The organism is Pseudomonas sp. 22526 (genome assembly GCF_052044735.1).
In the GTDB taxonomy this organism is placed as follows: Bacteria; Pseudomonadota; Gammaproteobacteria; order Pseudomonadales; family Pseudomonadaceae; genus Aquipseudomonas; species Aquipseudomonas piscium.
This window is the reverse complement of record NZ_JBQENK010000009.1, coordinates 92,631-119,251: the sequence shown is the minus strand read 5'-3', so window position 1 is coordinate 119,251 and position 26,621 is coordinate 92,631. Positions and strand designations below refer to the sequence as shown.

Here is a 26,621-nt window from a genome sequence, read left to right as displayed (position 1 = left end):
CTCGCGATGAGGTTGTCACATGCGCAGCAAGGTCTTCCACGCGCGGTTCTGGAACACCGTGATCGCCTGTTGCTTGCGGGCATCCAGGGCTTCGTCGGTGATCGGTTCGTTGGCCAGTTGCGCCAGCTTGTTCAGCTCGCCGTACAGACGGTCCAGCTCCGGGATGTCCAGCACGTTGCGCGCGTGATGCAGCCAGGACTGGATGCGTTCGATGCGCGGCAGCTGCTCGGCCAGGTCTTCCGGCTGTTGCTGGTAGCGTGGCAGTTGCAGGGAGCTGGCTTCGTCGGCCAGCAGGCGCGGCAACCAGCTGCCCAGTTGCGCCGCGCCCTGGCGGTTGCCACGGGTATTGCGCTCGGCGGTCCAGCTGCGGTCCAGCAACCAGCGTGAGGTGTTCAGCGAGAACAGGCCCCAGCGCACATCCTGCAGCTCTTCGATGAACTGCTCGGGCGCGGCCTTGCGCACGTCTTCATCGTCCAGGCCGGCTTGCACCAGCGGGCGCCAGTCTTCCAGCAGACCGTCCAGCGAAGCGCGCAATTCGGCGGTCGCCTGGCGCGGCGCGGCCTGGCCCAGGCTGCTGACCAGGGCGCGCAGTTCCGCCAGGTTCTCGACCCAGTCCTGCAGCAAGCGCCAGTGACCGTTGAAGCGATACTGCTCGGCCAGGCGCTGGCTGCTGCCCAACAGGTGCCAGGTCAGCGCCGCGAAGGCGTCGTCCAGCGGCGTTTCCGCGCTCAGCTCTGGAGCGGGCAGGCTCAGGGAATAGCTGTTGGCGTCGAACAGGCGGTAGCCGCGCTCGGCCTTGCTGATGTCGCAGGGCATCAGCGGCAGGGTGGCGGCCAGCTCGGCGGCCAGTTCCAGCAGGGCAGCCGGTTCGCCTTCGCGCAGTTCCAGTTCCAGCTCGCAGATCTCTTCCTTCTGCTTGCCGGCGATCACGTGGCCCAGGTCCAGGGCGGCTTCGATCACCACCTTGGCCTTGCCGCGGCCCCAGGCGATTTCCGCGCGTTCGCGGACGAAGTCGGTGGTGAAGAGCGGCTTGAGGGTTTTCTTGTCCAGCTCGGCCAGTTGCTCGGGCCAGCATTCGCCGTCGAGTTTCTTCAGGTCGAGCTTGGCTTTGGCCAGGTGCCAGTCGTACTCGTTGCGTTCCGACAGGCCGGCGACGCTCTGGCCGCGGGTCTTGAGGGTCTGGATCACTTCTTCGCCGTCGCGGCGCAGGCGCAGGGCGACCTTGGCGCGGGCCAGGTCGCGCTCGGGCGTGTCGAAGTACTGGTTCATCAGTTCACGGTGTTCCCAGCCACTTTTGTTGCGTTTTTTCAGGAGCGGGTGCTCACGCAGGGCGGCGAGGGTTTCGCGGCTGACGCGGAGTTTGATTTCGGTTTCTTTCTGCATGGCCGGAAAATCCAGGATCGGGAGCGCAGCCGGGGGAATGTGTGGCTGCCAAGGTCGTGCAGTGTACAGGACTCGCCGCGTCGAGGTGCCGTGGCGGTTTATTCCTGTCGCAGGATGGCTCTATGATGGACTTCGTCTTGGAACCCGGGAGCCAGCGCATGCCATTGCCGTCCATGAAAGAGCAGTTCGCTGCGCTGATTGCCACACCTTCGGTCAGCTGTACCCAGCCGGCGCTGGATCAGTCCAATCGTGCGGTCATCGACCTGCTGGCGAGCTGGCTCGGCGACCTGGGTTTTGCCTGCGATATCCAGCAGGTCAGCCCTGGCAAGTTCAACCTGCTCGCCAGTTTCGGCAGCGGCCCCGGCGGCCTGGTGCTGGCCGGGCACAGCGACACCGTGCCCTACGACGGCGCGCTGTGGCAGACCGACCCGCTGAAGCTCACCGAGGTCGACGGGCGCTGGGTCGGCCTGGGCAGTTGCGACATGAAAGGTTTTTTCGCCCTGGTCATCGAGGCGGTCCGGCCGCTGCTGGACCAGCCCTTCAAGCAACCCTTGCTGATCCTCGCCACCTGTGACGAGGAAAGCTCCATGGCTGGCGCCCGGGCCCTGGCCGAAGCCGGCCGGCCATTGGGACGCGCCGCGGTGATTGGCGAGCCGACCGGGCTGCGGCCGATTCGCATGCACAAAGGCGTGATGATGGAGCGCATCGATATTCTCGGGCGCAGCGGCCATTCCTCCGACCCGAGCCTGGGCCATAGCGCCCTGGAAGCCATGCACGATGCCATCGGCGAACTGCGCGGCCTGCGCCTGGCGTGGCAGCGCGAATTTCGCAATCCGCAGTTCAGCGTGCCGCAGCCGACCCTGAACCTTGGTTGTATCCACGGCGGCGACAACCCGAACCGCATTTGCGGCCAATGCTCGCTGGAGTTCGACCTGCGGCCGTTGCCGGGCATGGACCCGCAGGCGCTGCGGGCGGCTATCTGGCAGAAGCTGGTGCCCGTAGCCGAGCGGCATCAGGTGAAGATCGACTACGCGCCGCTGTTCCCCGAAGCGCCGGCCTTCGAGCAGGCCGAAGACTGCGAACTGGTGCGGGTGGCCGAGCGCCTGACCGGCCATCGCGCCGAAGCAGTGGCGTTCGGCACCGAAGCGCCTTATCTTCAGCGCCTTGGCTGCGAGACAGTGGTGCTGGGCCCTGGCGACATCGCCTGTGCTCACCAGCCGGGGGAATACCTCGAAATGTCACGCTTGCAGCCTACCGTGCATCTACTACGTGAACTGATTAACCATTACTGCCTGACGCCGGCCTGATTTTTACTAAATCACCGACGGCCAAGCCCGTACCTCAAGGAGAGCGAGCGTGTCGCCAAGCCTGTTCCGACGATAACCACCAGCCCGCTGTGCGTTTTCCCGTTTCGTCCTTTTATAGGCTGCTTCTTATTTACAGGCTCAGGTTATGCCCGAATACGTCAATTGGCTTCGTCACGCTTCTCCCTACATCAATGCCCACCGCGACTGCACCTTCGTGGTCATGCTGCCCGGCGACGGCGTAGAACATCCGAACTTCGGCAACATCGTCCATGACCTGGTGCTGCTGCACAGCATGGGTGTGCGCCTGGTGCTGGTGCATGGCTCGCGTCCACAGATCGAAACCCGCCTGGCTGCGCGCGGCCTGACCCCGCACTACCACCACGGCATGCGCATCACCGATGCGGCGACCCTGGAATGCGTGATCGATGCCGTCGGCCAGTTGCGCATCGCCATCGAAGCGCGGCTGTCCATGGACATGGCGTCCTCGCCGATGCAGGGTTCGCGGCTGCGGGTCGCCAGCGGCAACCTGGTCACTGCCCGGCCGATCGGCGTGCTCGAAGGCGTCGACTATCACCACACCGGCGAAGTGCGCCGGGTCGACCGCAAGGGTATCAACCGCCTGCTGGACGAGCGCTCGATCGTGCTGCTGTCGCCCTTGGGCTACTCGCCGACCGGGGAAATCTTCAACCTCGCCTGCGAAGACGTCGCCACCCGCGCGGCCATCGACCTGGCTGCCGACAAGCTGCTGCTGTTCGGCGCCGAGCGTGGCCTGCTGGATGAAAACGGCAATCTGGTGCGCGAATTGCGTCCGCAACAGGTGCCGGCCCATTTGCAGCGCCTGGGCAGCAACTATCAGGCGGAACTGCTGGATGCCGCAGCAGAGGCTTGCCGGGGGGGAGTAGGGCGCAGCCATATCGTCAGTTACGCCGAAGACGGCGCGCTGCTGACCGAACTGTTCACCCGTGACGGTGGCGGTACGCTGGTGGCCCAGGAGCAGTTCGAACTGGTCCGCGAGGCGGCCATCGAGGACGTTGGCGGCCTGCTGGATCTGATCAGTCCGCTGGAAGAGCAGGGCATTCTGGTGCGGCGTTCCCGCGAGGTGCTGGAGCGTGAGATCGAGCAGTTCAGCGTGGTCGAGCGCGAGGGGATGATCATTGCCTGCGCCGCGCTCTACCAGATCGCCGACTCCGACGCCGGGGAACTGGCCTGCCTGGCAGTGAACCCGGAATACCGCCATGGCGGTCGCGGCGACGAACTGTTGGAAAGGATCGAAACCCGGGCCCGGGCCCAGGGCCTGAAAACCCTGTTTGTCCTCACCACTCGTACTGCTCACTGGTTCCGCGAACGCGGTTTCGCCCCTAGCAGCGTCGAGCGCCTGCCCTCCGCGCGGGCCTCGCTGTACAACTACCAGCGCAACTCGAAAATCTTCGAAAAAGCCCTCTGAGCTTCATCCCGTTCGGCAACCCGCTCTTGACAGGGGCGGGTTTTTCGTTGCGCCTGTCGCGCCTGATTCAGGTTTCAGAAAAATAAATGCGCGCGATACAAAAACTGTAACAAATTGACTGGATCATCGGCGCCCAGCCATTATTGCGTCGCCTTTTCGATACTGGTTGACGTATCTGGCTTATGTTTTAACTGATCGATCTAAAGATCAGCGGGGAAATACCATTCAGGAATCAAACAGGACGCCGATACCTTGGGCCACGGCTCAAACGGATGTACCTGTCGATATACCCGAACGGTATGAAAAAGAATGAAATAATTCTTTTTGGGTTTATGAGAAATTCATTACCCTGCAAGGACCCAATCATCGCGATTAGACCTTGGTCGTAGACACAGTTGGTTACGATTGACTTATGGGTCACGGTCTGGCGCTAATCGCCCACCGATGGACCCGGGGCAGCAGACCCTGGGCCTGAGTACACAAGAATTAGAAACGAGAGGAGCGAAACATGAACAAGTCCACCTTGGCCCTGGCTGTGGCCGTTGGGGTTCTGGCGCAGCAGGCAGGCGCCGCCGGTTTCATCGAAGACAGCAAGGCCACTCTGGGTCTGCGTAACTTCTATATCAATACCGATAACCGCGATGCCGATACCAAGGCGTCCGGCGCACAGAGCAAGCAGGAAGAGTGGGGCCAAGGCTTCCAGCTCAACTTCACTTCCGGTTACACCCAAGGCACCGTCGGTTTCGGTCTCGACGCCATCGGCCTGTTGGGCATCAAGCTGGATTCGGGCGGCGGCACCAACGGCGCCACTGCTACCTCTTATGGCGGCACCGTCTTCCCAAGCGAGTCCAACGGCAAAGCGGTCGACAACTACTCCAGCCTGGGCCTGACTGCCAAAGCCAAGATCTCTCAGACTGAGCTGAAGCTCGGTACCCTGCAGCCAAAGCTGCCGGTTATCGTGACCAACGATGGTCGTATGCTGCCGCAAACCTTCCAGGGCGGTCAGATCACCTCGAACGACATCAAGGACCTGACACTGGTCGGTGGTCAGATCGAGCATGCCAAGGGTCGTAACTCCAGCAACAACGAAGAACTGTCGATTGCTGGCGCCAACGCGCACACCGCTGCCGGTCGTGACAGCAACAAGTTCATCTACGGTGGTGGTGACTACAAGATCACTAAAGATCTGACCGCTCAGTACTACTACGGCAACCTGAAAGACTTCTACAAGCAGCACTTCGTTGGCCTGCTGCACAACTGGGCTATCGGCCCGGGCGTATTGAAGTCTGACCTGCGCTACTTCAACAGCCGTGACGACGGTGCCAACGGCCATGATTCGGCCTACTACACCACCGGTGACTACGGCACTGGCATCACCAAGGGCAAGGTTGATAACAACCTGATCAGCGGCCTGTTCCTGTACTCGGTTGCCGGCCATACCTTCGGTGGCGGCTACCAGGTGAGTAACGGTGACAGCGACTTCCCTTGGCTGAACCAGGGTGACGGTTCGTCGGCTTACCTGACTACCGACATGCAGATCGCCAAGTTCGCCCGTGCTGGCGAACGTACCTGGCAAGCTCGCTACTCCTACGATTTCGCCAAGGTAGGCGTGCCTGGCCTGACCGCCGGTGTGATCTATCTGCGTGGCGATAATATCGACACTTCCGGCAAAGAGGGTTCCGTTCTCCCTCAGCGTACCGTTTCGGCGACCAACGCCAGCGAGTGGGAACGCGACCTGACCGTGGCCTACGTGATTCCGGAAGGTCCGCTGAAGAACCTCGGCCTGACCTGGAAAAACGCCATGTGGCGTAACGACATTCCGGGCCAGCGCTCGCAGGACGAAAACCGCCTGATCGTCAGCTACTCGATCCCGCTGTTGTAATCCGACGTTAAAACCTCGCCCGGCGCAATGCCGGGCGAGGTGTTGTCATCCAGGTCGGACCCACCCCCGCAGGTCCTCCCTGAAACCCCTCTTTACAGCTACTCAAGGCCTTCTCGAACCTTGTCGAGGATGGTGTGCCCTGGGCGCGCGCGAATCCAGTGAAGAGATTTTTAATATTCATTTACGATCTAAATAAATCGATATTTATTCTTTTTAAATATTCCCAGGCGCAGGCACAGTAGGGCTCATAACGCACTCACAGGAGCAGCAACATGAGCCTCAGACTTGGCGACATCGCCCCCGACTTCGAACAGGATTCCAGTGCCGGCAAGATTCGTTTCCACGAGTGGCTCGGCGACAGTTGGGGCGTGCTGTTTTCCCACCCAGCGGACTTCACTCCGGTGTGCACCACCGAGTTGGGGTTCACCGCCAAGCTCAAGGAGCAGTTCGCCCAGCGTGGCGTGAAAGCCATTGCCCTGTCGGTGGACCCGGTGGACTCGCATCACAAGTGGATCGAGGACATCAACGAAACCCAGAACACCCTGGTCAACTTCCCGATCCTGGCCGACGCCGACCGCAAGGTCTCGGACCTGTACGACCTGATCCACCCGAATGCCAACGACACCCTGACCGTGCGTTCGCTGTTCGTCATCGACCCGAACAAGAAGGTGCGCCTGACCATCACTTATCCGGCCAGTACCGGGCGCAACTTCCACGAGATCCTGCGGGTGATCGACTCGCTGCAGCTCACCGACAACTACAAGGTGGCCACCCCGGCCAACTGGCAGGACGGTGATGAAGTGGTGATAGTGCCGTCGCTCAAGGACGAAGAGGAAATCAAGAAACGCTTCCCCAAAGGTTATCGCGCGGTCAAACCCTACCTGCGCCTGACCCCGCAACCGAATCGCTGACACCGTGAACCTGTAGGAGCGAGGCTTGCCCGCGATAGGCGCGACCGGNCGGTTGTCGTGTCGGTCACGGATGACGCCATCGCTGGCAAGCCTCGCGCTCCGACAGACCATCTACCGCTTCCACAAAGCAGGGGTTTTAAGGCCGTTTCGACGGCCTATTTTTTTGCCTGGAGAATGGCGCTTCTTATATTCATTTAAAGAATAAACAAATGAAAAAATAAGATTTATGGATATATAAATAGGCTGTTAAGGTCAGCTCAGCTCAGCGAGATCGCAAACCGCGAATCGCCCATTACCGCTAAAGGAAACCTCTGCATGCTGGTCGTCTCACTCGGTGGCAGCCCCAGCCAACGCTCCCGCTCCGGGGTGCTGCTGGAACACGCCAAACGCTGGTTGCAGCAACAAGGTGTGGAAGTGGTCGACTATCAGGTCCGGGATTTCCCGGCCGAGGATCTGCTCCACGCACGCTTCGACAGCCCGATGGTGATCGACCTGTTGCAACAGATCGAACAGGCCGACGGCTTGCTGATCGCCACCCCGGTCTACAAGGCATCGTTTTCCGGCGCGCTGAAAACCCTGCTCGACCTGCTGCCGGAACGCGCCCTGAACCACAAGGTGGTGCTGCCGATGGCCACGGGCGGCAGCATCGCCCACATGCTGGCGGTGGACTACGCGCTCAAGCCGGTGCTGTCGGCCCTCAAGGCCCAGGAGATGCTCCAGGGCATCTTCGCCGAGGACAGCCAGATCGCCTACGGCGAAGGCAGTGCCCAGGCGCAGCTAGCGCCGGCGCTGGAACAGCGTCTGCGCGAAGCCCTGGAACAGTTCCACAGCGCCATGGCGCGGCGGCCCAAGCCGCTGGACCCGAATCTGTTGAATGACCGTTTGTTGAGTGCTCGCTGGAGCATTTGAGCCCCACCCGAATCTGAAGTACTGGCCTTACTTCGCCGCCAACGGCTTAGCAGGTGCAGCCAAAACCCAACAGCAAAAAGGAGAGCGCCATGCGCCCTGTGATTTTGCGTCGTGGTCTGGTCGCTCTGTTTGCTGCGGCTGTGTCCTTCGACGCCATCGTTCAAGCCCAAGCGGCCGAAACCCTGCGTATCGGCTATCAGAAATACGGCACCCTGGTGCTGCTCAAGGCCAAGGGCTCGCTGGAGAAGCGCCTGGCGGAGCAGGGCGTGCAGGTGCAATGGACCGAATTTCCCGGTGGCCCGCAGCTGCTGGAGGGGCTGAACGTCGGCTCCATCGACTTCGGCGTCACCGGCGAGACCCCGCCGGTATTCGCCCAGGCTGCCGGTGCCGACCTGCTGTACGTGGCCTACGAGCCGCCGGCGCCGACCAGCGAAGCGATCCTGGTGCCCAAGGATTCGCCGATCAAGTCGGTCGCCGAGCTCAAGGGCAAGAAGGTGGTCCTCAACAAGGGCTCCAACGTGCATTACCTGCTGGTCCGCGCCCTCGAAGACGCCGGCCTCAAGTACAGCGACATCCAGACCGTATTCCTGCCGCCCGCCGATGCCCGCGCCGCCTTCGAGCGTGGCAGCGTCGATGCCTGGGTGATCTGGGACCCCTATCAGGCGGCGGCCGAGAAGCAGCTGCAAGCCCGCACCCTGCGTGACGGCAGCGGCATCGTCGACAACCACCAGTTCTACCTGGCGACCAAACCCTACGCGCAACAGCACCCCGAGGTGATCAAGACCCTGGTGGAAGAAGTGCGCGCGGTGGGCGAGTGGTCCAAGGCCAACCCGGACGAAGTGACCCAACAGGTGGCGCCACTGCTTGGCCTGCCGGCGGACATCACCCTGACCTCGGTGAAACGCCAGGGTTATGGCGCGCACTTCCTGACCCCGGACGTGGTGGCGGCCCAGCAGAAAATCGCCGACAGCTTTCACCAGCTCAAGTTGATTCCCAAACCCCTGAGCATCAAAGACGTGATCTGGACGCCTCCAGCCGCCGTTGCCAAAGCGCCGTAACTCGATCCCCTTAGGAGACAACTCCATGAGCCTCAATATTTTCTGGTTCCTGCCTACCCACGGCGACGGCCATTACCTTGGCACCGCCGAAGGCGCTCGCGCCGTCGACCACGGCTACCTGCAGCAGATCGCCCAGGCGGCCGACCGTCTCGGTTTCGGTGGCGTGCTGATCCCCACCGGGCGTTCCTGCGAGGATTCCTGGCTGGTGGCAGCCTCGCTGATTCCGGTGACCCAGCGTCTGAAGTTCCTGGTCGCCCTGCGCCCCGGGATCATTTCCCCGACGGTGGCGGCACGCCAGGCGGCAACCCTGGATCGCCTGTCCGGCGGCCGGGCACTGTTCAACCTGGTGACCGGTGGCGATCCGGACGAGTTGGCCGGCGACGGCCTGTTCCTCAGCCATGAAGAGCGCTACCAGGCTTCGGTGGAATTCACCCGCATCTGGCGCCGGGTGCTGGAAGGCGAAACCGTCGACTACGACGGCCAGCACATCAGCGTGAAGGGCGCCAAGCTGCTCTATCCGCCGATCCAGCAGCCGCGTCCGCCGCTGTACTTCGGTGGCTCCTCGGAAGCCGCGCAGGATCTGGCTGCCGAACAGGTGGACATGGTCCTGACCTGGGGCGAACCACCGGCCGCGGTGGCCGAAAAGATCGAGCAGGTCCGGGCCAAGGCCGCCAAGCAGGGGCGCAGCGTGCGCTTCGGCATTCGCCTGCATGTGATCGTGCGGGAAACCAACGCCGAAGCCTGGCAAGCGGCCGAGCGCCTGATCTCCCATCTGGACGACGACACCATCGCCCGGGCCCAGGCTTCCCTGGCGCGCTTCGATTCGGTCGGCCAGCAACGCATGGCCGCCCTGCACGGTGGGCGCCGTGACAAGCTGGAAGTCAGCCCCAACCTCTGGGCCGGCGTCGGCCTGGTGCGGGGGGGCGCCGGCACTGCGCTGGTCGGCGATGGCCCGACCGTGGCGGCACGGATGAAGGAGTACGCAGACCTGGGTATCGACACCTTTATCTTCTCCGGTTACCCCCATCTGGAAGAGTCGTACCGGGTGGCCGAGCTGCTGTTCCCGCACCTGGATATCCAGCGTCCCGAGCTGCCCAAGGGCGCCGGGTACGTCAGCCCGTTCGGCGAAATGGTCGCCAACGACATCATTCCCAAAGCTGCGTCCCAGAGCTGAGGCGTGGCCATGAACAGACAATCCTTGTTCCATCGCCTGGCGCCCTGGGCCCTGCCGTTGCTGTTACTGGCGGTGTGGCAGTTGTCGGTCTCGGCCGGCTGGCTGTCGACGCGGATCCTGCCGGCACCCAGCGCGGTGATCGAAGCTGGCGTCGGCCTGATCCGCAGCGGCGAAATCTGGACCCACCTGGCCATCAGCGGCTGGCGCGCGGCGATCGGCTTCCTGATCGGCGGCGGCATCGGCCTGGCCCTGGGCTTCATCACCGGCCTGTCGAAGTGGGGCGAACACCTGCTCGACAGCTCGGTGCAGATGATCCGCAACGTGCCGCACCTGGCGCTGATTCCCCTGGTGATCCTGTGGTTCGGCATCGACGAGTCGGCGAAGATTTTCCTGGTGGCCCTGGGCACCCTGTTCCCGATCTACCTGAACACTTATCACGGCATCCGCAACGTCGACCCGGCGCTGGTGGAAATGGCGCGCAGCTATGGCTTGTCCGGCTTCAGTCTGTTCCGCCAGGTGATACTGCCGGGCGCCTTGCCTTCGATCCTGGTGGGCGTGCGTTTCGCCCTGGGCTTCATGTGGCTGACGCTGATCGTCGCGGAAACCATCTCCGCCAGCTCCGGCATTGGCTACCTGGCAATGAACGCCCGGGAATTCCTGCAGACCGATGTGGTGGTGCTGGCCATCGTCATGTACGCCGTGCTCGGCAAACTGGCGGACCTCGCCGCGCGCGGTCTGGAACGTGCCTGGCTGCGTTGGCATCCGGCCTATCAAGTGGCCAAGGGGGGTGCGCAATGACGGCTCAACAACCTCCACGCCTGCTGCGCGGGATTCCGCTGGTGGTGCGCAAGCTGCAAAAGACCTTCGGCTCGCGCCAGGTGCTGCGCGAGATCGACCTGCATATTCCGGCCGGGCAATTCGTCGCGGTGGTCGGCCGTAGCGGCTGCGGCAAGAGCACCTTGCTGCGCTTGCTGGCCGGCCTCGACAAACCCACCGGCGGCGAACTGCTGGCCGGTGCCGCGCCGCTGAGCCAGGCCATCGAGGACACCCGCTTGATGTTCCAGGAGGCGCGCCTGCTGCCCTGGAAGAAAGTCATCGACAACGTCGGCCTGGGCCTCAAGGGCGACTGGCGTCCCCAGGCCCTGGAAGCCCTGGAGGCGGTGGGCCTGGCCGATCGCGCCAATGAGTGGCCGGCCGCCTTGTCCGGTGGCCAGAAGCAGCGCGTGGCCCTGGCCCGGGCGCTGATTCACCAGCCATGCCTGTTGCTGCTGGACGAGCCTCTGGGCGCACTGGATGCCCTGACCCGGATCGAGATGCAGCAACTGATCGAGCGCCTGTGGCAGCAGCATGGCTTCACCGTCCTGCTGGTGACCCACGATGTCAGCGAAGCGGTGGCGGTGGCCGACCGGGTGATCCTGATCGAAGAAGGCGAGGTCGGTCTCGATCTGTTGGTGGAGCTGCCGCGCCCACGGGTGCGTGGCTCCCATCGACTGGCGGCGCTGGAAGCCGAAGTACTCAACCGCGTGCTGTCGCTGCCCGGGTCACCACCCGAGCCGGAACCCGTTTCACCCTTGCCCACGCAACTGCGCTGGGCGCAATAAAAGCAGCGGCAAGCTTTTAGCTTCAAGCTGCAAGAAGGAGTCGAGTGCTTTTACTTGCAGCTTGAAACTTGCCGCTAATTTTGACCCGAGGAGAAATACCATGACTATCAAGGCCATCAACGTTCGCAACCAGTTCAAAGGCACCATCAAGGAAATCGTCGAAGGCGACGTGCTCTCGGAAATCGACGTGCAGACTGCCTCCGGCATCGTCACTTCGGTGATTACCACCCGTTCGGTGCGGGAGCTGGAGCTGGCGATCGGCAGCGAAGTGATCGCGTTCGTGAAATCCACCGAGGTGTCGATCGCCAAGTTGTGATCGATGCGCGACAACCGGCCCCGGATGGCGTGAGCCCTTCGGGGCTTTTTTGTGGGGCCGGGCTTGAGCGGTGTGGAGAGGTCAAGGCTGCCATCGCGAGCAAGCTCGCGATAGGGCATCAGCCCGACCGTGCTATCTCGCGCTTGGGCAGGTAAGGCGGCAGGTACAGCCCCAGGTAGGCATCGAACACCCGCATGCCTTCCTCGGCCATGCGCTCGGTGATCTGCCCGTGCTGCTGGACTGAGCGGGCGTAGACGCGGTCGCCCAGTTCCATGGCCAGGGCGAACACGTCGACATCCGTGGGCAGCGCCGGCAGCTGGAAGTGCTGGTCGAACAGCTTGTGCATCAGGTCGCCCAGTTCGATGTCGTGCTGGCGGTCGGCCTGGGTGACCTCGGTGAGGCCATGCTGGGCCAGGATCAACTGGCGGGCCGCGGCGTCGGCGCTGTAGATGGCGAGCATGCGCTGCTCGACCAGGCGCGACAGGTCGTGCCAACTGCTCAGGGCCGCGTGGTCGATAGGCTCTTGCAGGCAGGCGCGGAACGCGGCGTGGACGTCGGCGGTCAGGGCTTCGAGCAGGGCGGGGACACTGGCGAAGAAGTGATAGACCGAGGAGGGCGGGATCTCCGCGCGTTCGGCCACGCTGTAGATCGACAGGCTGGCCACGCCCTCGGCGGCAAGCAGGGTGCGGGCGGCATCGAGTATCGAGTCGATCCGGGCCTGGCTGCGTGCGCGGGGTTTGCGGGGGGTGGCTACGCGTGTCATTGGAGTCTCCTGCGGGGCAGCGGGCATTGTACGAGGCGTGTCGGGTGTTGTCTGCCAGCACGCCTTCGCGGGCAAGCCTCGCTCCTACGGGGTGGTGNAGAAATGGCGTACACCCCGATCCTGTAGGAGCGAGGCTTGCCCGCGATCCGCCGCAAGGCGGCCATAAAAAAACGCCACAGGCTTATGCAACCTGTGGCGTCGTTTTTTGCTGCAGCCGCTTACACGGTGTGCAGGTACCAGTTGTACTCGAGGTCGGAGATCGAGTGTTCGAACTCCTCCAGCTCGCTTTCCTTACAGGCGACGAAGATATCGATGTATTTCGGGTCGATGTACCTGGCCATGACTTCGCTGTCGTCCAGCTCGCGCAGTGCGTCGCGCAGGTTGTTCGGCAGGCTTTGCTCGTTCTGCTCGTAGGAGTTGCCTTCGGTAGGTGCGCCCGGTTCGACCTTGTTGGTCAGGCCGTGGTGCACGCCCGCCAGGACCGAAGCCATCAGCAGGTACGGGTTGGCGTCGGCGCCGGCCACGCGGTGCTCCAGGCGGACCGCGTCGGCGGAACCGGTCGGCACGCGCAGGGCGACGGTGCGGTTGTCCAGGCCCCAGCTTGGTGAGTTCGGCACGTAGAACTGCGCGCCGAAACGACGGTAGGAGTTGACGTTCGGGCAGAGGAAAGCCATCTGCGCCGGTAGGGTCTCGAGCACACCGCCGATCGCGTGACGCAGTGCGGCGTTCTGCTCGGGATCCTCGCTGGCAAAAATATTCTTGCCGTCTTTGTCCAGGACCGAAATGTGGACGTGCAGGCCATTGCCCGCCTGGCCTGGGTAAGGCTTGGCCATGAAGGTGGTGTCCATCTCATGGTCGTAGGCGATGTTCTTGATCAGGCGTTTGAGCAGTACCGCATAGTCGCAAGCCTTGATCGGGTCGGCGACGTGGTGCAGGTTCACTTCGAACTGCGCCGGAGCACTTTCCTTGACGATGGCGTCGGCCGGGATGCCTTGTTCTTTCGCGCCTTCGAGAATGTCCTGCAGGCAGTCGACGTATTCGTCGAGGTCGTCGATCAGGTAGACCTGGGTCGAATGCGGGCGCTTGCCGGAGATCGGCGAGCGTGGCGGCTGTGGCCGGCCATTCACGTTCTCCTGGTCGATCAGGTAGAACTCCAGCTCGAAGGCGGCGCAGATGGTCAGGCCCAGCTCATCGAACTTGGCAACGACTTGACGCAGCACTTCGCGCGGGTCGGCGAAGAAAGGATCGCCTTCGAGTTCGTGCATGGTCATCAGCAGTTGCGCGGTGGGGCGCTTCTGCCAGGGTTCATTGCTCAGGGTATCGGGGATTGGGTAGCAGATTCGATCGGCGTCGCCGATGTCCAGGCCCAGGCCGGTGCTTTCCACCGTCGAGCCGTTGATATCCAGGGCAAATAAAGAGGCCGGCAGGTTGATGCCTTTCTCGTAAACCTTGTGGAGGCTGGTGCGTTCGATGCGCTTGCCGCGCACCACACCATTCATATCCGCAATCAGAAGGTCAACGTACAGAACCTCAGGATGTTCCTTAAGGAACGCGTTCGCTTCGTTAAGCTGAACGGCACGCGGGGGTACCGACATGATGCAACACCTTTGTTGTTAAAAATATCAATCATTGATCTTTTCAGGTTTCAGTCAACCCGAACGGCATGCCGAAGTCAAGCGAGGGCTTTTTTGCCCTAAAAAAGCGCCGGCGGGGCATTTTTGGGGCGCTTTTTTGCCTTCGCAGGCCTTGGCCACTGCATACTTGAGCGGGCCGTGTTGTATTTTTTACGGGGGTGTTGTGTAAAAAAATGAACAAGGCTAAGCTCGATTCAAACCCATAACAGCAATAATACCGGGGTGTTTCATGTCTCGCCTGCCGTTAATCGGCGTCACCGCCTGCTCCAGGCAGATCGGTCTGCATGCTTATCACATCAGTGGCGACAAGTACGTTCGCGCAGTGGCAGTAGCAGCCAAGGGCGTGCCCATGATCCTCCCGTCCCTGGCCGATATTCTGAGCCCGTCCGATATTCTGGACAGTCTGGATGGCATCCTCTTTACCGGTTCACCCTCCAATATCGAGCCTTTCCACTATAAAGGTCCCGCCAGCGCGCCGGGAACCGCGCACGATCCTGCCCGTGATGCCAGCACCTTGCCGCTGATCCGCACCGCGGTGGCGGCCGGGGTTCCGGTGCTGGGGATCTGCCGCGGCTTCCAGGAAATGAACGTGGCCTTCGGCGGCAGCCTGCATCAGCGGGTCCACGAAGCCGGCCCGTTCATGGACCACCGCGAGGACGATAGCCAGCCGGTGGAAGTGCAATACGGTCCGGCCCATGCGCTGCATGTACAGCCGGGCGGGGTGCTGGCCGGCCTCGGCCTGCCGGCGCAGATTGCAGTCAATTCGATTCATGGCCAAGGCGTTGAACGTCTGGCGCCGGGCCTTAGGATAGAGGCCCTGGCACCCGACGGCCTGATCGAAGCCTTCTCCGTCGAGGGGGCGCCGATCGAGGGAGGCAAGGCTTTTGCTTTGGGGGTGCAATGGCACCCTGAATGGCAGGTAAGCTCTAACCCCCACTACCTCGCGATCTTCCAGGCATTTGGCGATGCCTGTCGCAAGCGGGTAATGCAACGCGACGCCAATGCGTCACAAAAACCTGGCTTATAAGAGTCAGGAAACTCACGCCTAGAGGCATTTATGAGTAACAACCTCGACCAGCTCACCGATTGGTTGAAAGACCACAAGATCACAGAAGTCGAATGCATGATTGGCGACCTGACCGGGATCACCCGGGGCAAGATCTCGCCAACCAACAAGTTCATCGCCGAAAAAGGCATGCGCCTGCCCGAGAGCGTGCTGTTGCAGACGGTGACCGGCGACTATGTCGAAGACGACATCTATTACGAACTGCTGGACCCGGCCGACATCGACATGGTCTGCCGCCCGGACCAGAACGCGGTATTCCTCGTGCCCTGGGCCATCGAGCCGACCGCCCAGGTGATCCACGACACTTACGACAAGCAGGGCAACCCGATCGAGCTGTCGCCGCGCAACGTGCTCAAGAAGGTACTGAAACTCTACGCCGACCACGGCTGGCAGCCGATCGTGGCGCCGGAGATGGAGTTCTACCTGACCAAGCGCAGCGACGACCCGGACTACCCGTTGCAGCCGCCGGTCGGCCGCTCCGGTCGCCCGGAAACCGGTCGCCAGTCGTTCTCCATCGAAGCGGCCAACGAATTCGACCCGCTGTTCGAGGACGTTTACGACTGGTGCGAACTGCAGGAGCTGGACCTCGACACGCTGATCCACGAAGACGGCACGGCGCAGATGGAAATCAACTTCCGTCACGGTGACGCCCTGTCCCTGGCCGACCAGATCCTGGTGTTCAAGCGCACCATGCGCGAAGCCGCGCTCAAGCACGAGGTGGCCGCCACCTTCATGGCCAAGCCGATGACCGGCGAGCCGGGCAGCGCCATGCACCTGCACCAGAGCATCATCGACATCGAGACTGGCAAGAACGTTTTCTCCAATGACGACGGGACCATGAGCCAGCTGTTCCTCAACCACATCGGCGGCCTGCAGAAGTTCATCCCCGAGCTGCTGCCGCTGTTCGCGCCCAACGTCAACTCGTTCCGCCGCTTCCTGCCGGATACCTCGGCGCCGGTGAACGTGGAGTGGGGCGAAGAGAACCGCACCGTGGGCCTGCGTGTCCCGGATGCCGGGCCGCAGAACCGCCGGGTGGAAAACCGCCTGCCGGGCGCCGACGCCAACCCTTACCTGGCCATCGCCGCCAGCCTGCTGTGCGGTTTCATCGGCATGGTCGAAGGCCACAACCCGAGCGCGCCGGTGGTCGGCCGTGGTTACGAGCGGCGCAACCTGCGCCTGCCGTTGACCATCGAGGACGCTCTGGAACGCATGGAAAACAGCAAGACCATCGAGAAGTACCTGGGCAAGAAATTCATCACTGGCTACGTCGCGGTCAAGCGGGCCGAGCATGAAAACTTCAAGCGCGTCATCAGTTCGTGGGAGCGGGAATTCCTGCTCTTCGCCGTCTGATGCGCGGGGCGCCGCCGTCACTGGCGGCGCCCTCACCGGAAAATCAGGAGAGTTCCAATGACCAGCAACAACCCGCAAACCCGTGAGTGGCAAACCCTCAGCAGCGAGCACCACCTGGCACCCTTCAGCGACTTCAAACAGTTGAAGGAGAAGGGGCCGCGGATCATCACCAACGCCGAGGGCGTTTACCTCTGGGACAGCGAGGGCAACAAGATCCTCGACGGCATGGCCGGGCTGTGGTGCGTGGCCATCGGTTACGGCCGCGAAGAACTGGCCGACGCCGCCAGCAAGCAGATGCGCGAGCTGCCGTACTACAACCTGTTCTTCCAGACCGCCCACCCACCGGCGCTGGAACTGGCCAAGGCCATCTCCGATGTCGCCCCGCAGGGCATGAACCATGTGTTCTTCACCGGTTCCGGCTCCGAAGGCAACGACACCATGCTGCGCATGGTTCGCCACTACTGGGCGATCAAGGGCCAGCCGCAGAAGAAAACCATCATCAGCCGGGTCAACGGCTATCACGGTTCCACCGTGGCCGGCGCGAGCCTGGGCGGCATGACCTATATGCACGAACAGGGCGACTTGCCGATCCCGGGCATCGTGCATATCCCGCAGCCTTACTGGTTCGGCGAAGGCGGCGACATGACCCCGGACGAATTCGGGATCTGGGCGGCCAACCAGCTGGAAGAGAAGATTCTCGAACTCGGCGTCGATAACGTCGGCGCCTTCATTGCCGAGCCGATCCAGGGCGCGGGCGGTGTGATCATACCGCCGGACAGCTACTGGCCGCGGATCAAGGAGATCCTCGCCAAGTACGACATCCTGTTCGTCGCCGACGAGGTGATCTGTGGGTTCGGGCGTACCGGTGAGTGGTTCGGTAGCGATTTCTACGACCTCAAGCCGGACATGATGACCATCGCCAAGGGCCTGACCTCCGGTTACATCCCCATGGGTGGCCTGATCGTTCGCGACGAAGTGGTGGCGGTGCTCAACGAGGGCGGCGACTTCGCTCACGGTTTCACCTATTCCGGGCACCCGGTGGCCGCCGCCGTGGCCCTGGAAAACCTGCGCATCATGCGCGACGAAAAAATTATCGAGCGCGTCAAGGCAGAAGCGGCACCTTATTTGCAGAAACGCCTGCGGGAACTGAACGATCACCCATTGGTGGGTGAGGTTCGCGGAGTCGGCCTGTTGGGCGCCATCGAGCTGGTTCAGGACAAGGCCACCCGGGCGCGGTATGTCGGAAAGGGCGTCGGCATGATCTGCCGGCAGTTCTGCTTCGACAACGGCCTGATCATGCGCGCCGTGGGCGACACCATGATCATTGCTCCGCCCCTGGTGATCACCAAGGAAGAGATCGATGAGCTGGTGAGCAAGGCCCGCAAGTGCCTGGACCTGACCCTGAGTGCGTTGCAGGGCTAAGTGCTAGGCTCTGAGCGAAGTACTTCGCGGTACTTCGCCCGGGGCGGCCATAAAGGCTGGGTCTTTTGTTGAAAGCCCGCCTTGGAACTTGCCAGACTACCGCCTGTTTTTAGTTGCCTGGCAACCGGTCGCTGAACACAAGGTTAAAAAGAATAATTGGAGCATGACGCATGAAGGCATTAGGTATGAAGAAAGCTGGCAAGACCCTCCTCGCCATGTCCCTGATGGGCGTGATGGCGGCAGCGGCCCAGGCGGACAACAAGGTGTTGCACGTTTACAACTGGTCCGACTACATCGCACCGGACACCATCGCGAACTTCGAGAAAGAGTCCGGGATCAAGGTGGTCTACGACGTTTTCGACAGCAACGAGACCCTGGAAGCCAAACTGCTGGCAGGCAAGTCCGGTTACGACGTGGTCGTGCCGTCGAACAACTTCCTGGCCAAGCAGATCAAGGCCGGTGTTTATCAGGAACTGGACGTCTCCAAGTTGCCCAACTGGAAAAACCTGAACCAGGATCTGCTCAAGGCGGTTTCGGTCAGTGACCCGGGCAACAAGCACGCTTTCCCATACATGTGGGGTTCCATCGGCATCGGTTACAACCCGGAGAAGGTCAAGGCCGCGCTGGGCGTGGACAAGATCGATTCCTGGGACACCCTGCTCAAGCCCGAGAACATCGCCAAGCTCAAGGGCTGCGGCGTGAGCTTCCTCGACTCGCCGACCGAAATGCTCCCGGTCGCCCTGCATTACCTGGGCCTGCCGACCGACAGCCAGAAGAAAGACGACATCAAGAAAGCCGAAGAGCTGTTCCTCAAGATCCGTCCTTCGATCACCTACTTCCACTCCTCCAAGTACATCTCGGACCTGGCCAACGGCAACATCTGCGTAGCGGTCGGTTACTCGGGTGACGTGCAGCAGGCCAAGTCTCGTGCCGCCGAAGCCGGCGACAAGGTGAAAGTCAGCTACGTCATTCCGAAAGAAGGTGCCGGCAGCTTCTTCGACATGGTCGCCATTCCGAAGGATGCCGAGAACGTCGAGGGTGCCTACAAGTTCATGACCTTCCTGCAGAAGCCTGAAGTCATGGCCAGCATCACCAACGCCGTGCGTTTCCCGAACGGCAACGCCGCCGCAACGGCGCTGGTGGAAAAAGACATCACCAGCGATCCAGGCATCTACCCGCCAGCGGACGTGCAGGCCAAGCTGTATGCGATCGCCGATCTGCCGGCCGCTACCCAGCGTGAGCTGACCCGCAGCTGGACCAAGATCAAATCCGGCAAATAAGCCGGTTTGAGGCAGCAACCGCTGGCCGTCGTCCCCGCGAGGGCGGTCAGCGGTGCAATTAAATGACAGAAAGTTTTGCTGGATCGGTTTATCGAAGGTAAGTTGCGCGCCGGTTTTGTTGCTGGGCAGCTCTTGGCTGTCATTTAGTGCGGGCAACTCAGGCCCAATTGTTGAGAGGACCTCCACTTGCCTATTTCTTTATTTCGCAAAGCCATGCTGGTGGGCGCCGGACTGACGCTGGCCGTCAGCGCCTATGCCGCGCCGACCGTGCATATTTATAACTGGTCCGACTATATCGGTCAGAGCACATTGGCGGACTTCGAAAAGGCCACCGGCATCAAGCCGCTGTACGACGTGTTCGACTCCAACGAAACCCTGGAAGGCAAGTTGCTCGCCGGTCGTACCGGTTATGACGTGGTCGTGCCGTCCAACCACTTCCTGGGCAAGCAGATCAAGGCCGGGGCGTTCCAGAAGCTCGACAAGGCGCAGCTGCCCAACTATTCGAATCTCGACCCGGTTCTGCTCAAGCGCCTGGAGAAGAACGACCCGGGCAACCAGTACGCCGTGCCTTACCTGTGGGGCACCAACGGCATCGGCTACAACGTCGAGAAGGTCAAGGCCGCGCTGGGCGTGGACAAGATCGACTCCTGGGCCATGCTGTTCGAGCCGGAAAACATCAAGAAACTGTCGAGCTGCGGCGTGGCCTTCCTCGACTCCGCCGATGAAATGCTCCCGGCGGTACTCAACTATATGGGCCTGGACCCCAACAGCCAGAACCCCGACGACTACAAGAAGGCCGAAGCCAAGCTGCTGGCGGTGCGGCCTTACGTGACCTACTTCAACTCCTCGAAATACATCTCCGACCTGGCCAATGGCGAAATCTGCGTGGCTGCGGGCTTCTCCGGCGATGTGTTCCAGGCCAAGGCGCGTGCCGCCGAAGCCGGCAAGGGCATCGAAATCGCCTATGTGATTCCCAAGGAAGGCGGCAACCTCTGGTTCGACATGCTGGCCATTCCCAAGGACGCCGGTAACGTCAAGCAGGCCCATGCCTTCATCAATTACCTGCTCAAGCCTGAGGTGATCGCCCAGGTCAGCGACTCCGTCGGTTATGCCAACCCGAACCCCAAGGCGGGCGAGCTGATGGACCAATCGGTGCGCAAGGACGAAGCGGTTTACCCCGCGCAGGAGATTGTCGACAAGCTGTACGTCAACTCAGAGTTGCCGCCCAAGATCCAACGACTCATGACCCGCAGCTGGACCAAGGTCAAGTCGGGCAAATAGCGTCAATCGCTCAAACTATCCAGAGTTCGCCCGCATGGGGCGAACTGCAAATTCTGTTGGGAGTTTCGTAAATGGCAGTTGCCTCCGGCGCCTACAAGAAAGCCCTCGAGGGCGACCAGACACCGAAGCAGGTGTTGGTCAAGATCGACCGGGTCACGAAGAAGTTCGACGAGACGATTGCCGTGGACGACGTGTCCCTGGAAATCAAGAAAGGCGAGATCTTCGCCCTGCTCGGCGGTTCCGGCTCGGGTAAGTCCACCCTGCTGCGCATGCTCGCAGGGTTCGAACGGCCCACGGAGGGGCGCATCTACCTGGACGGTGTGGACATCACCGACATGCCGCCCTACGAGCGGCCGATCAACATGATGTTCCAGTCCTATGCCTTGTTCCCGCACATGACCGTGGCGCAGAACATCGCCTTCGGCCTGCAGCAGGACAAGATTTCCAAGGCCGAGATCGATGCCCGCGTGGCCGAGATGCTCAAGCTGGTGCAGATGAGCCAGTACGCCAAGCGCAAGCCGCACCAGCTGTCCGGCGGCCAGCGCCAGCGCGTGGCCCTGGCCCGTTCCCTGGCCAAGCGGCCGAAACTGCTGCTGCTCGACGAGCCGATGGGCGCCCTGGATAAAAAGCTGCGTTCGCAGATGCAACTGGAACTGGTGGAGATCATCGAGCGCGTCGGCGTGACCTGCGTGATGGTGACCCACGACCAGGAAGAGGCCATGACCATGGCCGAGCGTATCGCGATCATGCACCTGGGCTGGATCGCCCAGATCGGCAGCCCGATCGACATCTACGAAACCCCGACCAGCCGCCTGGTCTGCGAATTCATCGGCAACGTCAACATCTTCGAAGGTGAAGTGATCGACGACGCCGAAGGCCACGCGACCATCACCTGCAAGGACCTGGATCGCAACATCTACGTGGGCCACGGCATCAGCACCTCGGTGCAGGACAAGTCGGTGACCTACGCCATCCGCCCGGAAAAACTCCTGGTGACCCCGGACATGCCGACCTGCGAATACAACTGGTCGAGCGGCAAGGTGCACGACATCGCCTACCTGGGAGGCCACTCGGTGTTCTACGTCGAGCTGCCGAGCGGCAAGCTGGTGCAGTCCTTCGTGGCCAACGCCGAGCGGCGCGGCGCGCGTCCGACCTGGGGCGACCAGGTGTACGTCTGGTGGGAAGACGACAGCGGCGTGGTACTGCGCTCATGAACATGCGAAAGCTCAAGCGCCGCCTCAGTCGAATAATTCCCGGTGGCCGTCAGATGGTCATCGGGGTCCCGTTCCTCTGGCTGTTCCTGTTCTTCATGCTGCCGTTCTTCATCGTCCTGAAGATCAGCTTTGCCGAAGCGGACGTGGCCATTCCGCCGTACACCGAGATCTACAGCTTCATCGACCAGAAGCTGCAGGTGCTGCTCAACCTGGGCAACTACGCGATGCTCGGCGACGACGAACTCTACATCGCCGCCTACCTCGGCTCGCTGAAGATGGCCTTCTTCAGCACCCTGCTGTGCCTGTTGATCGGCTACCCGATGGCCTATGCCATCGCCAGCGCCCGCAAAGAGCTGCAGACCGTGCTGGTGCTGCTGATCATGATGCCGACCTGGACCGCGATCCTGATCCGCGTCTATGCCTGGATGGGCATCCTCAGCAACAACGGCCTGCTCAACGGCTTCCTGATGGGCATGGGCTTGATCGACGAGCCGCTGCAGATCCTCAACACCAACCTGGCGGTGTATATCGGCGTGGTCTATTCGTACCTGCCGTTCATGATCCTGCCGCTCTACGCCAACCTGGTGAAACACGATACCAGCCTGCTGGAAGCCGCCTCGGACCTGGGTTCGAGCCACTTCAACAGCTTCTGGAAAATCACCGTGCCGCTGTCGAAGAACGGCATCATCGCCGGCTGCATGCTGGTGTTCATCCCAGTGGTGGGCGAGTTCGTGATCCCGGAACTGCTCGGCGGTCCGGAAACCCTGATGATAGGTAAAGTGCTCTGGCAAGAGTTCTTCAACAACCGTGACTGGCCGGTGGCTTCGGCCCTGGCAGTGGTGATGCTGGCGATCCTGATTGTGCCGATCATCCTCTTCAACCGCAGTCAGGCCAAAGAAATGGAGGGCAAGGAATGAAGCGCTTCAGTTTCTCGAGCCTGATGCTGGTGGTGGGGCTGCTGTTCATCTACCTGCCGATGCTGATCCTGGTGATCTACTCGTTCAACGCCTCCAAGCTGGTGACGGTCTGGGGCGGCTGGTCGGTGAAGTGGTACGTCGGCCTGCTGGACAACTCGCAACTGATGGGCTCGGTGGTGCGTTCCCTGGAGATCGCCTGCTACACCGCGATCGCCGCGGTGGCCCTGGGCACCCTGGCGGCCTTTGTGCTGACCCGGATCACCCACTTCAAGGGCCGCACCCTGTTCGGCGGCCTGGTCACCGCGCCGCTGGTGATGCCGGAAGTGATTACCGGTCTGTCGCTGTTGCTGCTGTTCGTGGCCATGGCGCAGATGATCGGCTGGCCGCAGGAGCGTGGCATCGTCACCATCTGGATCGCCCACACCACCTTCTGCGCGGCCTATGTGGCGGTGGTGGTGTCGGCGCGCCTGCGTGAGCTGGACCTGTCCATCGAAGAGGCGGCCATGGACCTCGGTGCGCGGCCGTGGAAGGTGTTCTTCCTGATCACCATCCCGATGATCGCGCCCTCGCTGGCGGCGGGCGGCATGATGTCCTTTGCCCTGTCCCTGGACGACCTGGTACTGGCGAGCTTCGTTTCCGGCCCGGGCTCCACCACCCTGCCGATGGAAGTATTCTCGGCGGTGCGCCTCGGCGTGAAGCCGGAGATCAACGCGGTGGCCAGCCTGATCCTGCTGGCGGTGTCGCTGGTGACCTTCCTGGTCTGGTACTTCAGCCGTCGGGCCGAAGAGCGCCGCAAGCGCGCCATCCAGCAGGCCATCGAAGAGGCTGCGGCCGATTCCTGGAAACAGCCGGACGTGCGTCGCGCGCAGGCCCCGGAAGCTGCCTGATAAGCGACAGCCGGAAGGCTTTGACCGTGACAAGACATCGCCCCTGTTCAGGGGCGATGTCGTTTTCGGGGGTAGCCGCTGCCGCAGGCTCGGGCCGCGTTCGGACGATCGACCCGGGCCGCGTTCGGAGAACGGTCGCAGCGGTCTCAAGGTCGCCGAGGTCCTTCGGACCTATCGCAGCCTGCGGCAGCGGCTACCTTGACCATCCGGGCGCTTCGGGTTGCCCGGTCCGCCTACTTGCCGACGCAATGCGCGCCTGGCGGCCCCTGTAGGAGCGAGCTTGCTCGCGAGACGGCGCCGCTGACACAACCCGCTGGACCGCCAGCCAGCGGGCTCCTGTGGCTTACTGCGCCGTCCGCGCCGGCAACAGCTTCAGGGTGCTGTGGGTATTGGCCGTGACTTCTTCTTCGTTGAAGTGCGCCTGCTGGTACACCCCTTCGATATAGGCCTCGGCCTGATCCTGATAGTGCTTGTCGAACAGCACGCCGCTTTGCCCGACCGGGTTGATGGTCAGGCTGTGGGCCGGGTCGGCGAAGTCGATCAGGCGTCGGGTCGAAGGGCCGTAGGTCACCGGCCAGGGCGCCGGGCCGATCTTCGCCGACTGGTTGTTCGGCACCTCGTGGGTGCCCGGCGCGGCGAATGGGCCGACGTTGAAGAGCCGGTCCAGGGGCTTCTGCAGGCCCAGCGGATGGCTATGGGTCAGGGTATGCGCCTGGCCCCACAGCCATTTCGCCGGGTCGTCGCCAAAGGTTGCCTTGAGATGATTGATGCTGGCGCGCCAGGCGGCCCTGACCGTGTCGGCGCGGCTTTCCTGGCCCAGGGTGTTGCGGTTGTCCCACCACGGTGAGTCGGCGGAGGCGGCCAGGCGTGGCAGCGTGGCGTCGATCACCCGGGTGGACAGCAGGGTGTCGAAGAAGGCGTCGCCCAACTCGTCGTGAAAGGCCGCGTCGGTCAGGTCGAACAGGAACTGGTTGAACAGGGTGGCGCTGGTGGAATCCAGCGGGTAGTCGCCTTTCCACTGCGCCAGTTGTTCCACCAGCTTGAGCTCCCGCGGGTCGCTCACCACCTCGCGCAACACCGGCAGCAGCGGCGCCAGTAGGCGCGGACCGTAGGCGGTGGTGGTGCCCAGCTGGAGCTTCTGGCTGGCTTCGATATCCCACTTCAGGCTCTTGTCGCTGAGCTGGCGGTCCAGTTGCTGGCCGCGGTCGGCGAGGTTGTAGTAGCCGGGAATCTCCATGCCGGTAGGCGAGACTGGCTGGAAGTTGGCCGAAACGATATAGCCGCGCGCCGGGTTTTCTTCCTGCGGGTTGGCGCTGAACGGGTAGAAGCCCTCTTTGTCCGCCAGCGAGGTGCTGCCGTCGAGGATGAACGCGCCCTTGGCGCCGATCGGGCGCTTGGGCAACAGCGCCGCGGCCCACCAGCCGATATCGCCCTTGGCATTGGCCCAGACGATGTTCAAGCCCGGCGCCTGGACCTTGGACGCGGCGCTGCGGGCCTTGGCCAGGGTGTCGGCACGGTTGAGCTGGTAGAAACCGTCGAGGATCGGGTTCGGCGTCTCGAGGAAGGCCCACCACATGGCGATCGGCGTCTTGCCGGCATTGGCCCCGAGCACGTCGTTGATGATCGGCCCGTGGGGCGACTGGCGCAGGATCTGGGTGACCGGCGGCTGGCCCTTCACCGCGATCTGCTGCTCGCTGTTGACCAGGTCGACCCACTTGCCGCGGTACCAGACCTGGTTGGCATTGTTCGGGTTGACCTTCTCGGCGATCAGGTCCAGGTCGTCGTTCTGGAACATGGTCAGGCTCCAGCCGAAGTCCAGGTTGTGGCCGAGAAAGGCAAAGGGCACCAGCGCCTGGTGATGACCGTAGAGTTCGAAGCCCGGCGCCGACAGCTGGGCCTCGTACCATACCGACGGCACCGCGAAGCGGATGTGCGGGTCGCCGGCCAGCAACGGCTTGCCGCTCTTGGTGCGGGTGCCGGATATCGCCCAGGCGTTGCTGCCCTCGAATTGCGGCAGGCCGGCGTCGGCCAGGGCCTGTTCGCTCAGCCGGGCGATGGCGCCCAGGTCCTGCCAGTCGCTGGCGGCCAGGCTTGGCGCCAGCGGGCCGCGGCCCTTGGCCAGGGCGCCCTTGGGCTGCCAGTCGAGGTCGAAGACTTTCAGGTAATCGCTGCCGAGCTGGTCGCGCACGTAGGTCAGCAGCGGCTCGGTGCGGAAGGCCGCGGCGAAGCTGTAGGCCATGTAGCCGGCGACGCTGATGCTGTCTTCGGCGGTGAAGGAGCGCTTGGGAATGCCGAGGACGTCGAACTCGATCGGTTGCGGGTGGCTGTTCTGATACTGGTTGACCCCGTCCAGGTAGGCTTGCAGGCCCTTCCAGGCAGGGGACTGGCGATCCAGCCCGGCGACGTAGCTGTCGGCGCGCTCGCGGATGCGCAGGCTGCGGAACAGTTTGTCGGTGTCGAGCAGTTTGGGGCCAAGTATCTCGGCCAGTTCACCGCGGGCCAGGCGCCGCATGACTTCCATCTGGAACAGCCGGTCCTGGGCGTGGACGTAGCCCAGCGCGCGGTACAGGTCGGTTTCGTTTTCCGCGCGGATATGCGGCACGCCGCGTTCGTCGTAACGCACCGTGACCGAGCCCTGCAGGCGCTCCAGCTCGACCTGGCCCTGGCGCGACGGCTGCTTGCTGTACAGGTACCAGCCCCCTCCCGCGGCGAGGGCGAGGATCAGGACGGCGAGTACGGTCAGGCTGCGTTTCATGGTGACTCCTTGTTCTTTCTGCGGTTTGCCTGCCGTGGGGGAAGGCAAACATTTAGCACAGGCCTTC

At 62.6% G+C, this 26,621-nt stretch carries 22 protein-coding genes; 18 read left to right on the top strand and 4 right to left on the bottom strand.

The window, feature by feature from the left end:
- Positions 1-15 precede the first annotated feature (15 nt).
- Complete coding sequence (locus ACTJKT_RS15560; RefSeq protein WP_440787699.1) at positions 16-1,383, bottom strand: CYTH domain-containing protein; 1,368 nt, start codon at positions 1,381-1,383, stop codon at positions 16-18.
- Positions 1,384-1,541: 158 nt separating this feature from the next.
- Between ACTJKT_RS15560 and argE the strand changes: the two genes are divergently transcribed.
- The 10 genes from argE to ACTJKT_RS15510 all read left to right on the top strand — a co-directional run bounded on the left by argE (position 1,542) and on the right by ACTJKT_RS15510 (position 11,985).
- Positions 1,542-2,690, top strand: coding sequence for an acetylornithine deacetylase (gene argE / locus ACTJKT_RS15555; protein ID WP_440787802.1), 1,149 nt, complete (start codon positions 1,542-1,544; stop codon positions 2,688-2,690).
- 145 nt (positions 2,691-2,835) lie between these two features.
- Positions 2,836-4,134, top strand: coding sequence for an amino-acid N-acetyltransferase (argA, locus tag ACTJKT_RS15550; RefSeq protein WP_097306555.1), 1,299 nt, complete (start codon positions 2,836-2,838; stop codon positions 4,132-4,134).
- Between the two features lie 508 nt (positions 4,135-4,642).
- Positions 4,643-6,016 (top strand): OprD family porin, encoded by a 1,374-nt coding sequence (locus tag ACTJKT_RS15545; RefSeq protein ID WP_440787698.1) that lies wholly within the window; start codon positions 4,643-4,645, stop codon positions 6,014-6,016.
- Between the two features lie 272 nt (positions 6,017-6,288).
- Positions 6,289-6,927 (top strand): peroxiredoxin, encoded by a 639-nt coding sequence (locus ACTJKT_RS15540; protein ID WP_007928285.1) that lies wholly within the window; start codon positions 6,289-6,291, stop codon positions 6,925-6,927.
- Positions 6,928-7,242: 315 nt separating this feature from the next.
- Complete coding sequence (gene ssuE, locus ACTJKT_RS15535; RefSeq protein ID WP_038574950.1) at positions 7,243-7,836, top strand: NADPH-dependent FMN reductase; 594 nt, start codon at positions 7,243-7,245, stop codon at positions 7,834-7,836.
- Between the two features lie 89 nt (positions 7,837-7,925).
- On the top strand, positions 7,926-8,894 hold the full coding sequence (locus ACTJKT_RS15530; RefSeq protein WP_440787697.1) for a sulfonate ABC transporter substrate-binding protein: 969 nt from the start codon (positions 7,926-7,928) through the stop codon (positions 8,892-8,894).
- Positions 8,895-8,919: 25 nt separating this feature from the next.
- Positions 8,920-10,068 (top strand): FMNH2-dependent alkanesulfonate monooxygenase, encoded by a 1,149-nt coding sequence (gene ssuD, locus ACTJKT_RS15525; protein WP_210689948.1) that lies wholly within the window; start codon positions 8,920-8,922, stop codon positions 10,066-10,068.
- 9 nt (positions 10,069-10,077) lie between these two features.
- Complete coding sequence (ssuC, locus tag ACTJKT_RS15520) at positions 10,078-10,866, top strand: aliphatic sulfonate ABC transporter permease SsuC (protein WP_440787696.1); 789 nt, start codon at positions 10,078-10,080, stop codon at positions 10,864-10,866.
- Positions 10,863-11,669: an aliphatic sulfonates ABC transporter ATP-binding protein gene (gene ssuB / locus ACTJKT_RS15515; RefSeq protein WP_440787695.1), complete on the top strand. Its 807-nt coding sequence runs from the start codon at positions 10,863-10,865 to the stop codon at positions 11,667-11,669. The genes ssuC and ssuB overlap by 4 nt, the downstream gene beginning before the upstream one ends.
- A 100-nt stretch (positions 11,670-11,769) precedes the next feature.
- Positions 11,770-11,985: a TOBE domain-containing protein gene (locus ACTJKT_RS15510; RefSeq protein WP_007928303.1), complete on the top strand. Its 216-nt coding sequence runs from the start codon at positions 11,770-11,772 to the stop codon at positions 11,983-11,985.
- A gap of 118 nt (positions 11,986-12,103) precedes the next feature.
- Here the strand turns inward: ACTJKT_RS15510 and ACTJKT_RS15505 are convergent, their stop codons facing one another.
- Complete coding sequence (locus ACTJKT_RS15505) at positions 12,104-12,748, bottom strand: TetR/AcrR family transcriptional regulator (RefSeq protein WP_440787694.1); 645 nt, start codon at positions 12,746-12,748, stop codon at positions 12,104-12,106.
- 218 nt (positions 12,749-12,966) lie between these two features.
- A complete protein-coding gene (locus ACTJKT_RS15500; protein WP_440787693.1) occupies positions 12,967-14,343 on the bottom strand; it encodes a glutamine synthetase family protein in 1,377 nt (458 codons plus the stop codon).
- Between the two features lie 268 nt (positions 14,344-14,611).
- On the opposite strand from ACTJKT_RS15500, the gene ACTJKT_RS15495 reads away from it, so the two are divergent.
- From ACTJKT_RS15495 to ACTJKT_RS15460, 8 genes are all read left to right on the top strand, one after another.
- Complete coding sequence (locus ACTJKT_RS15495; protein WP_440787692.1) at positions 14,612-15,409, top strand: gamma-glutamyl-gamma-aminobutyrate hydrolase family protein; 798 nt, start codon at positions 14,612-14,614, stop codon at positions 15,407-15,409.
- Between the two features lie 30 nt (positions 15,410-15,439).
- Positions 15,440-16,798 carry a glutamine synthetase family protein gene (locus tag ACTJKT_RS15490; RefSeq protein WP_009051378.1) on the top strand — a complete coding sequence of 453 codons (1,359 nt, stop codon included), beginning with the start codon at positions 15,440-15,442 and terminating at the stop codon, positions 16,796-16,798.
- 57 nt (positions 16,799-16,855) lie between these two features.
- Positions 16,856-18,220 carry an aspartate aminotransferase family protein gene (locus ACTJKT_RS15485; protein ID WP_440787691.1) on the top strand — a complete coding sequence of 455 codons (1,365 nt, stop codon included), beginning with the start codon at positions 16,856-16,858 and terminating at the stop codon, positions 18,218-18,220.
- Between the two features lie 185 nt (positions 18,221-18,405).
- A complete protein-coding gene (locus ACTJKT_RS15480) occupies positions 18,406-19,500 on the top strand; it encodes a polyamine ABC transporter substrate-binding protein (protein ID WP_440787801.1) in 1,095 nt (364 codons plus the stop codon).
- Positions 19,501-19,686: 186 nt separating this feature from the next.
- Positions 19,687-20,781 carry a polyamine ABC transporter substrate-binding protein gene (locus ACTJKT_RS15475; RefSeq protein ID WP_009051375.1) on the top strand — a complete coding sequence of 365 codons (1,095 nt, stop codon included), beginning with the start codon at positions 19,687-19,689 and terminating at the stop codon, positions 20,779-20,781.
- 71 nt (positions 20,782-20,852) lie between these two features.
- Positions 20,853-21,995 (top strand): ABC transporter ATP-binding protein, encoded by a 1,143-nt coding sequence (locus ACTJKT_RS15470; protein WP_440787690.1) that lies wholly within the window; start codon positions 20,853-20,855, stop codon positions 21,993-21,995.
- A 35-nt stretch (positions 21,996-22,030) separates the two neighbouring features.
- Complete coding sequence (locus tag ACTJKT_RS15465) at positions 22,031-22,912, top strand: ABC transporter permease subunit (protein WP_193725263.1); 882 nt, start codon at positions 22,031-22,033, stop codon at positions 22,910-22,912.
- The gene (locus tag ACTJKT_RS15460) at positions 22,909-23,799 is read left to right on the top strand and encodes an ABC transporter permease subunit (protein ID WP_440787689.1); all 891 of its coding nucleotides are present in this window, start codon (positions 22,909-22,911) and stop codon (positions 23,797-23,799) included. The genes ACTJKT_RS15465 and ACTJKT_RS15460 overlap by 4 nt, the downstream gene beginning before the upstream one ends.
- Positions 23,800-24,142: 343 nt before the next feature.
- On the opposite strand, the gene ACTJKT_RS15455 is transcribed toward ACTJKT_RS15460, so the two are convergent.
- Positions 24,143-26,554 carry a penicillin acylase family protein gene (locus ACTJKT_RS15455; protein WP_440787688.1) on the bottom strand — a complete coding sequence of 804 codons (2,412 nt, stop codon included), beginning with the start codon at positions 26,552-26,554 and terminating at the stop codon, positions 24,143-24,145.
- Positions 26,555-26,621 lie beyond the last annotated feature (67 nt).

Bases quoted from the DNA above. Each gene is read 5' to 3' on its own strand.
- ACTJKT_RS15480 (WP_440787801.1), top strand. From the start codon at position 18,406: ATGAAGAAAGCTGGCAAGACCCTCCTCGCCATGTCCCTGATGGGCGTG.
- ACTJKT_RS15460 (WP_440787689.1), top strand. From the start codon at position 22,909: ATGAAGCGCTTCAGTTTCTCGAGCCTGATGCTGGTGGTGGGGCTGCTG.
- ACTJKT_RS15545 (WP_440787698.1), top strand. From the start codon at position 4,643: ATGAACAAGTCCACCTTGGCCCTGGCTGTGGCCGTTGGGGTTCTGGCG.
- ssuD (WP_210689948.1), top strand. From the start codon at position 8,920: ATGAGCCTCAATATTTTCTGGTTCCTGCCTACCCACGGCGACGGCCAT.
- ACTJKT_RS15495 (WP_440787692.1), top strand. From the start codon at position 14,612: ATGTCTCGCCTGCCGTTAATCGGCGTCACCGCCTGCTCCAGGCAGATC.
- ssuC (WP_440787696.1), top strand. From the start codon at position 10,078: ATGAACAGACAATCCTTGTTCCATCGCCTGGCGCCCTGGGCCCTGCCG.
- argA (WP_097306555.1), top strand. From the start codon at position 2,836: ATGCCCGAATACGTCAATTGGCTTCGTCACGCTTCTCCCTACATCAAT.
- ACTJKT_RS15560 (WP_440787699.1), bottom strand. From the start codon at position 1,383: ATGCAGAAAGAAACCGAAATCAAACTCCGCGTCAGCCGCGAAACCCTC.
- ACTJKT_RS15510 (WP_007928303.1), top strand. From the start codon at position 11,770: ATGACTATCAAGGCCATCAACGTTCGCAACCAGTTCAAAGGCACCATC.
- ACTJKT_RS15540 (WP_007928285.1), top strand. From the start codon at position 6,289: ATGAGCCTCAGACTTGGCGACATCGCCCCCGACTTCGAACAGGATTCC.
- argE (WP_440787802.1), top strand. From the start codon at position 1,542: ATGCCATTGCCGTCCATGAAAGAGCAGTTCGCTGCGCTGATTGCCACA.
- ACTJKT_RS15500 (WP_440787693.1), bottom strand. From the start codon at position 14,343: ATGTCGGTACCCCCGCGTGCCGTTCAGCTTAACGAAGCGAACGCGTTC.
- ssuE (WP_038574950.1), top strand. From the start codon at position 7,243: ATGCTGGTCGTCTCACTCGGTGGCAGCCCCAGCCAACGCTCCCGCTCC.
- ACTJKT_RS15490 (WP_009051378.1), top strand. From the start codon at position 15,440: ATGAGTAACAACCTCGACCAGCTCACCGATTGGTTGAAAGACCACAAG.
- ACTJKT_RS15505 (WP_440787694.1), bottom strand. From the start codon at position 12,748: ATGACACGCGTAGCCACCCCCCGCAAACCCCGCGCACGCAGCCAGGCC.
- ACTJKT_RS15470 (WP_440787690.1), top strand. From the start codon at position 20,853: ATGGCAGTTGCCTCCGGCGCCTACAAGAAAGCCCTCGAGGGCGACCAG.
- ACTJKT_RS15455 (WP_440787688.1), bottom strand. From the start codon at position 26,554: ATGAAACGCAGCCTGACCGTACTCGCCGTCCTGATCCTCGCCCTCGCC.
- ssuB (WP_440787695.1), top strand. From the start codon at position 10,863: ATGACGGCTCAACAACCTCCACGCCTGCTGCGCGGGATTCCGCTGGTG.
- ACTJKT_RS15530 (WP_440787697.1), top strand. From the start codon at position 7,926: ATGCGCCCTGTGATTTTGCGTCGTGGTCTGGTCGCTCTGTTTGCTGCG.
- ACTJKT_RS15485 (WP_440787691.1), top strand. From the start codon at position 16,856: ATGACCAGCAACAACCCGCAAACCCGTGAGTGGCAAACCCTCAGCAGC.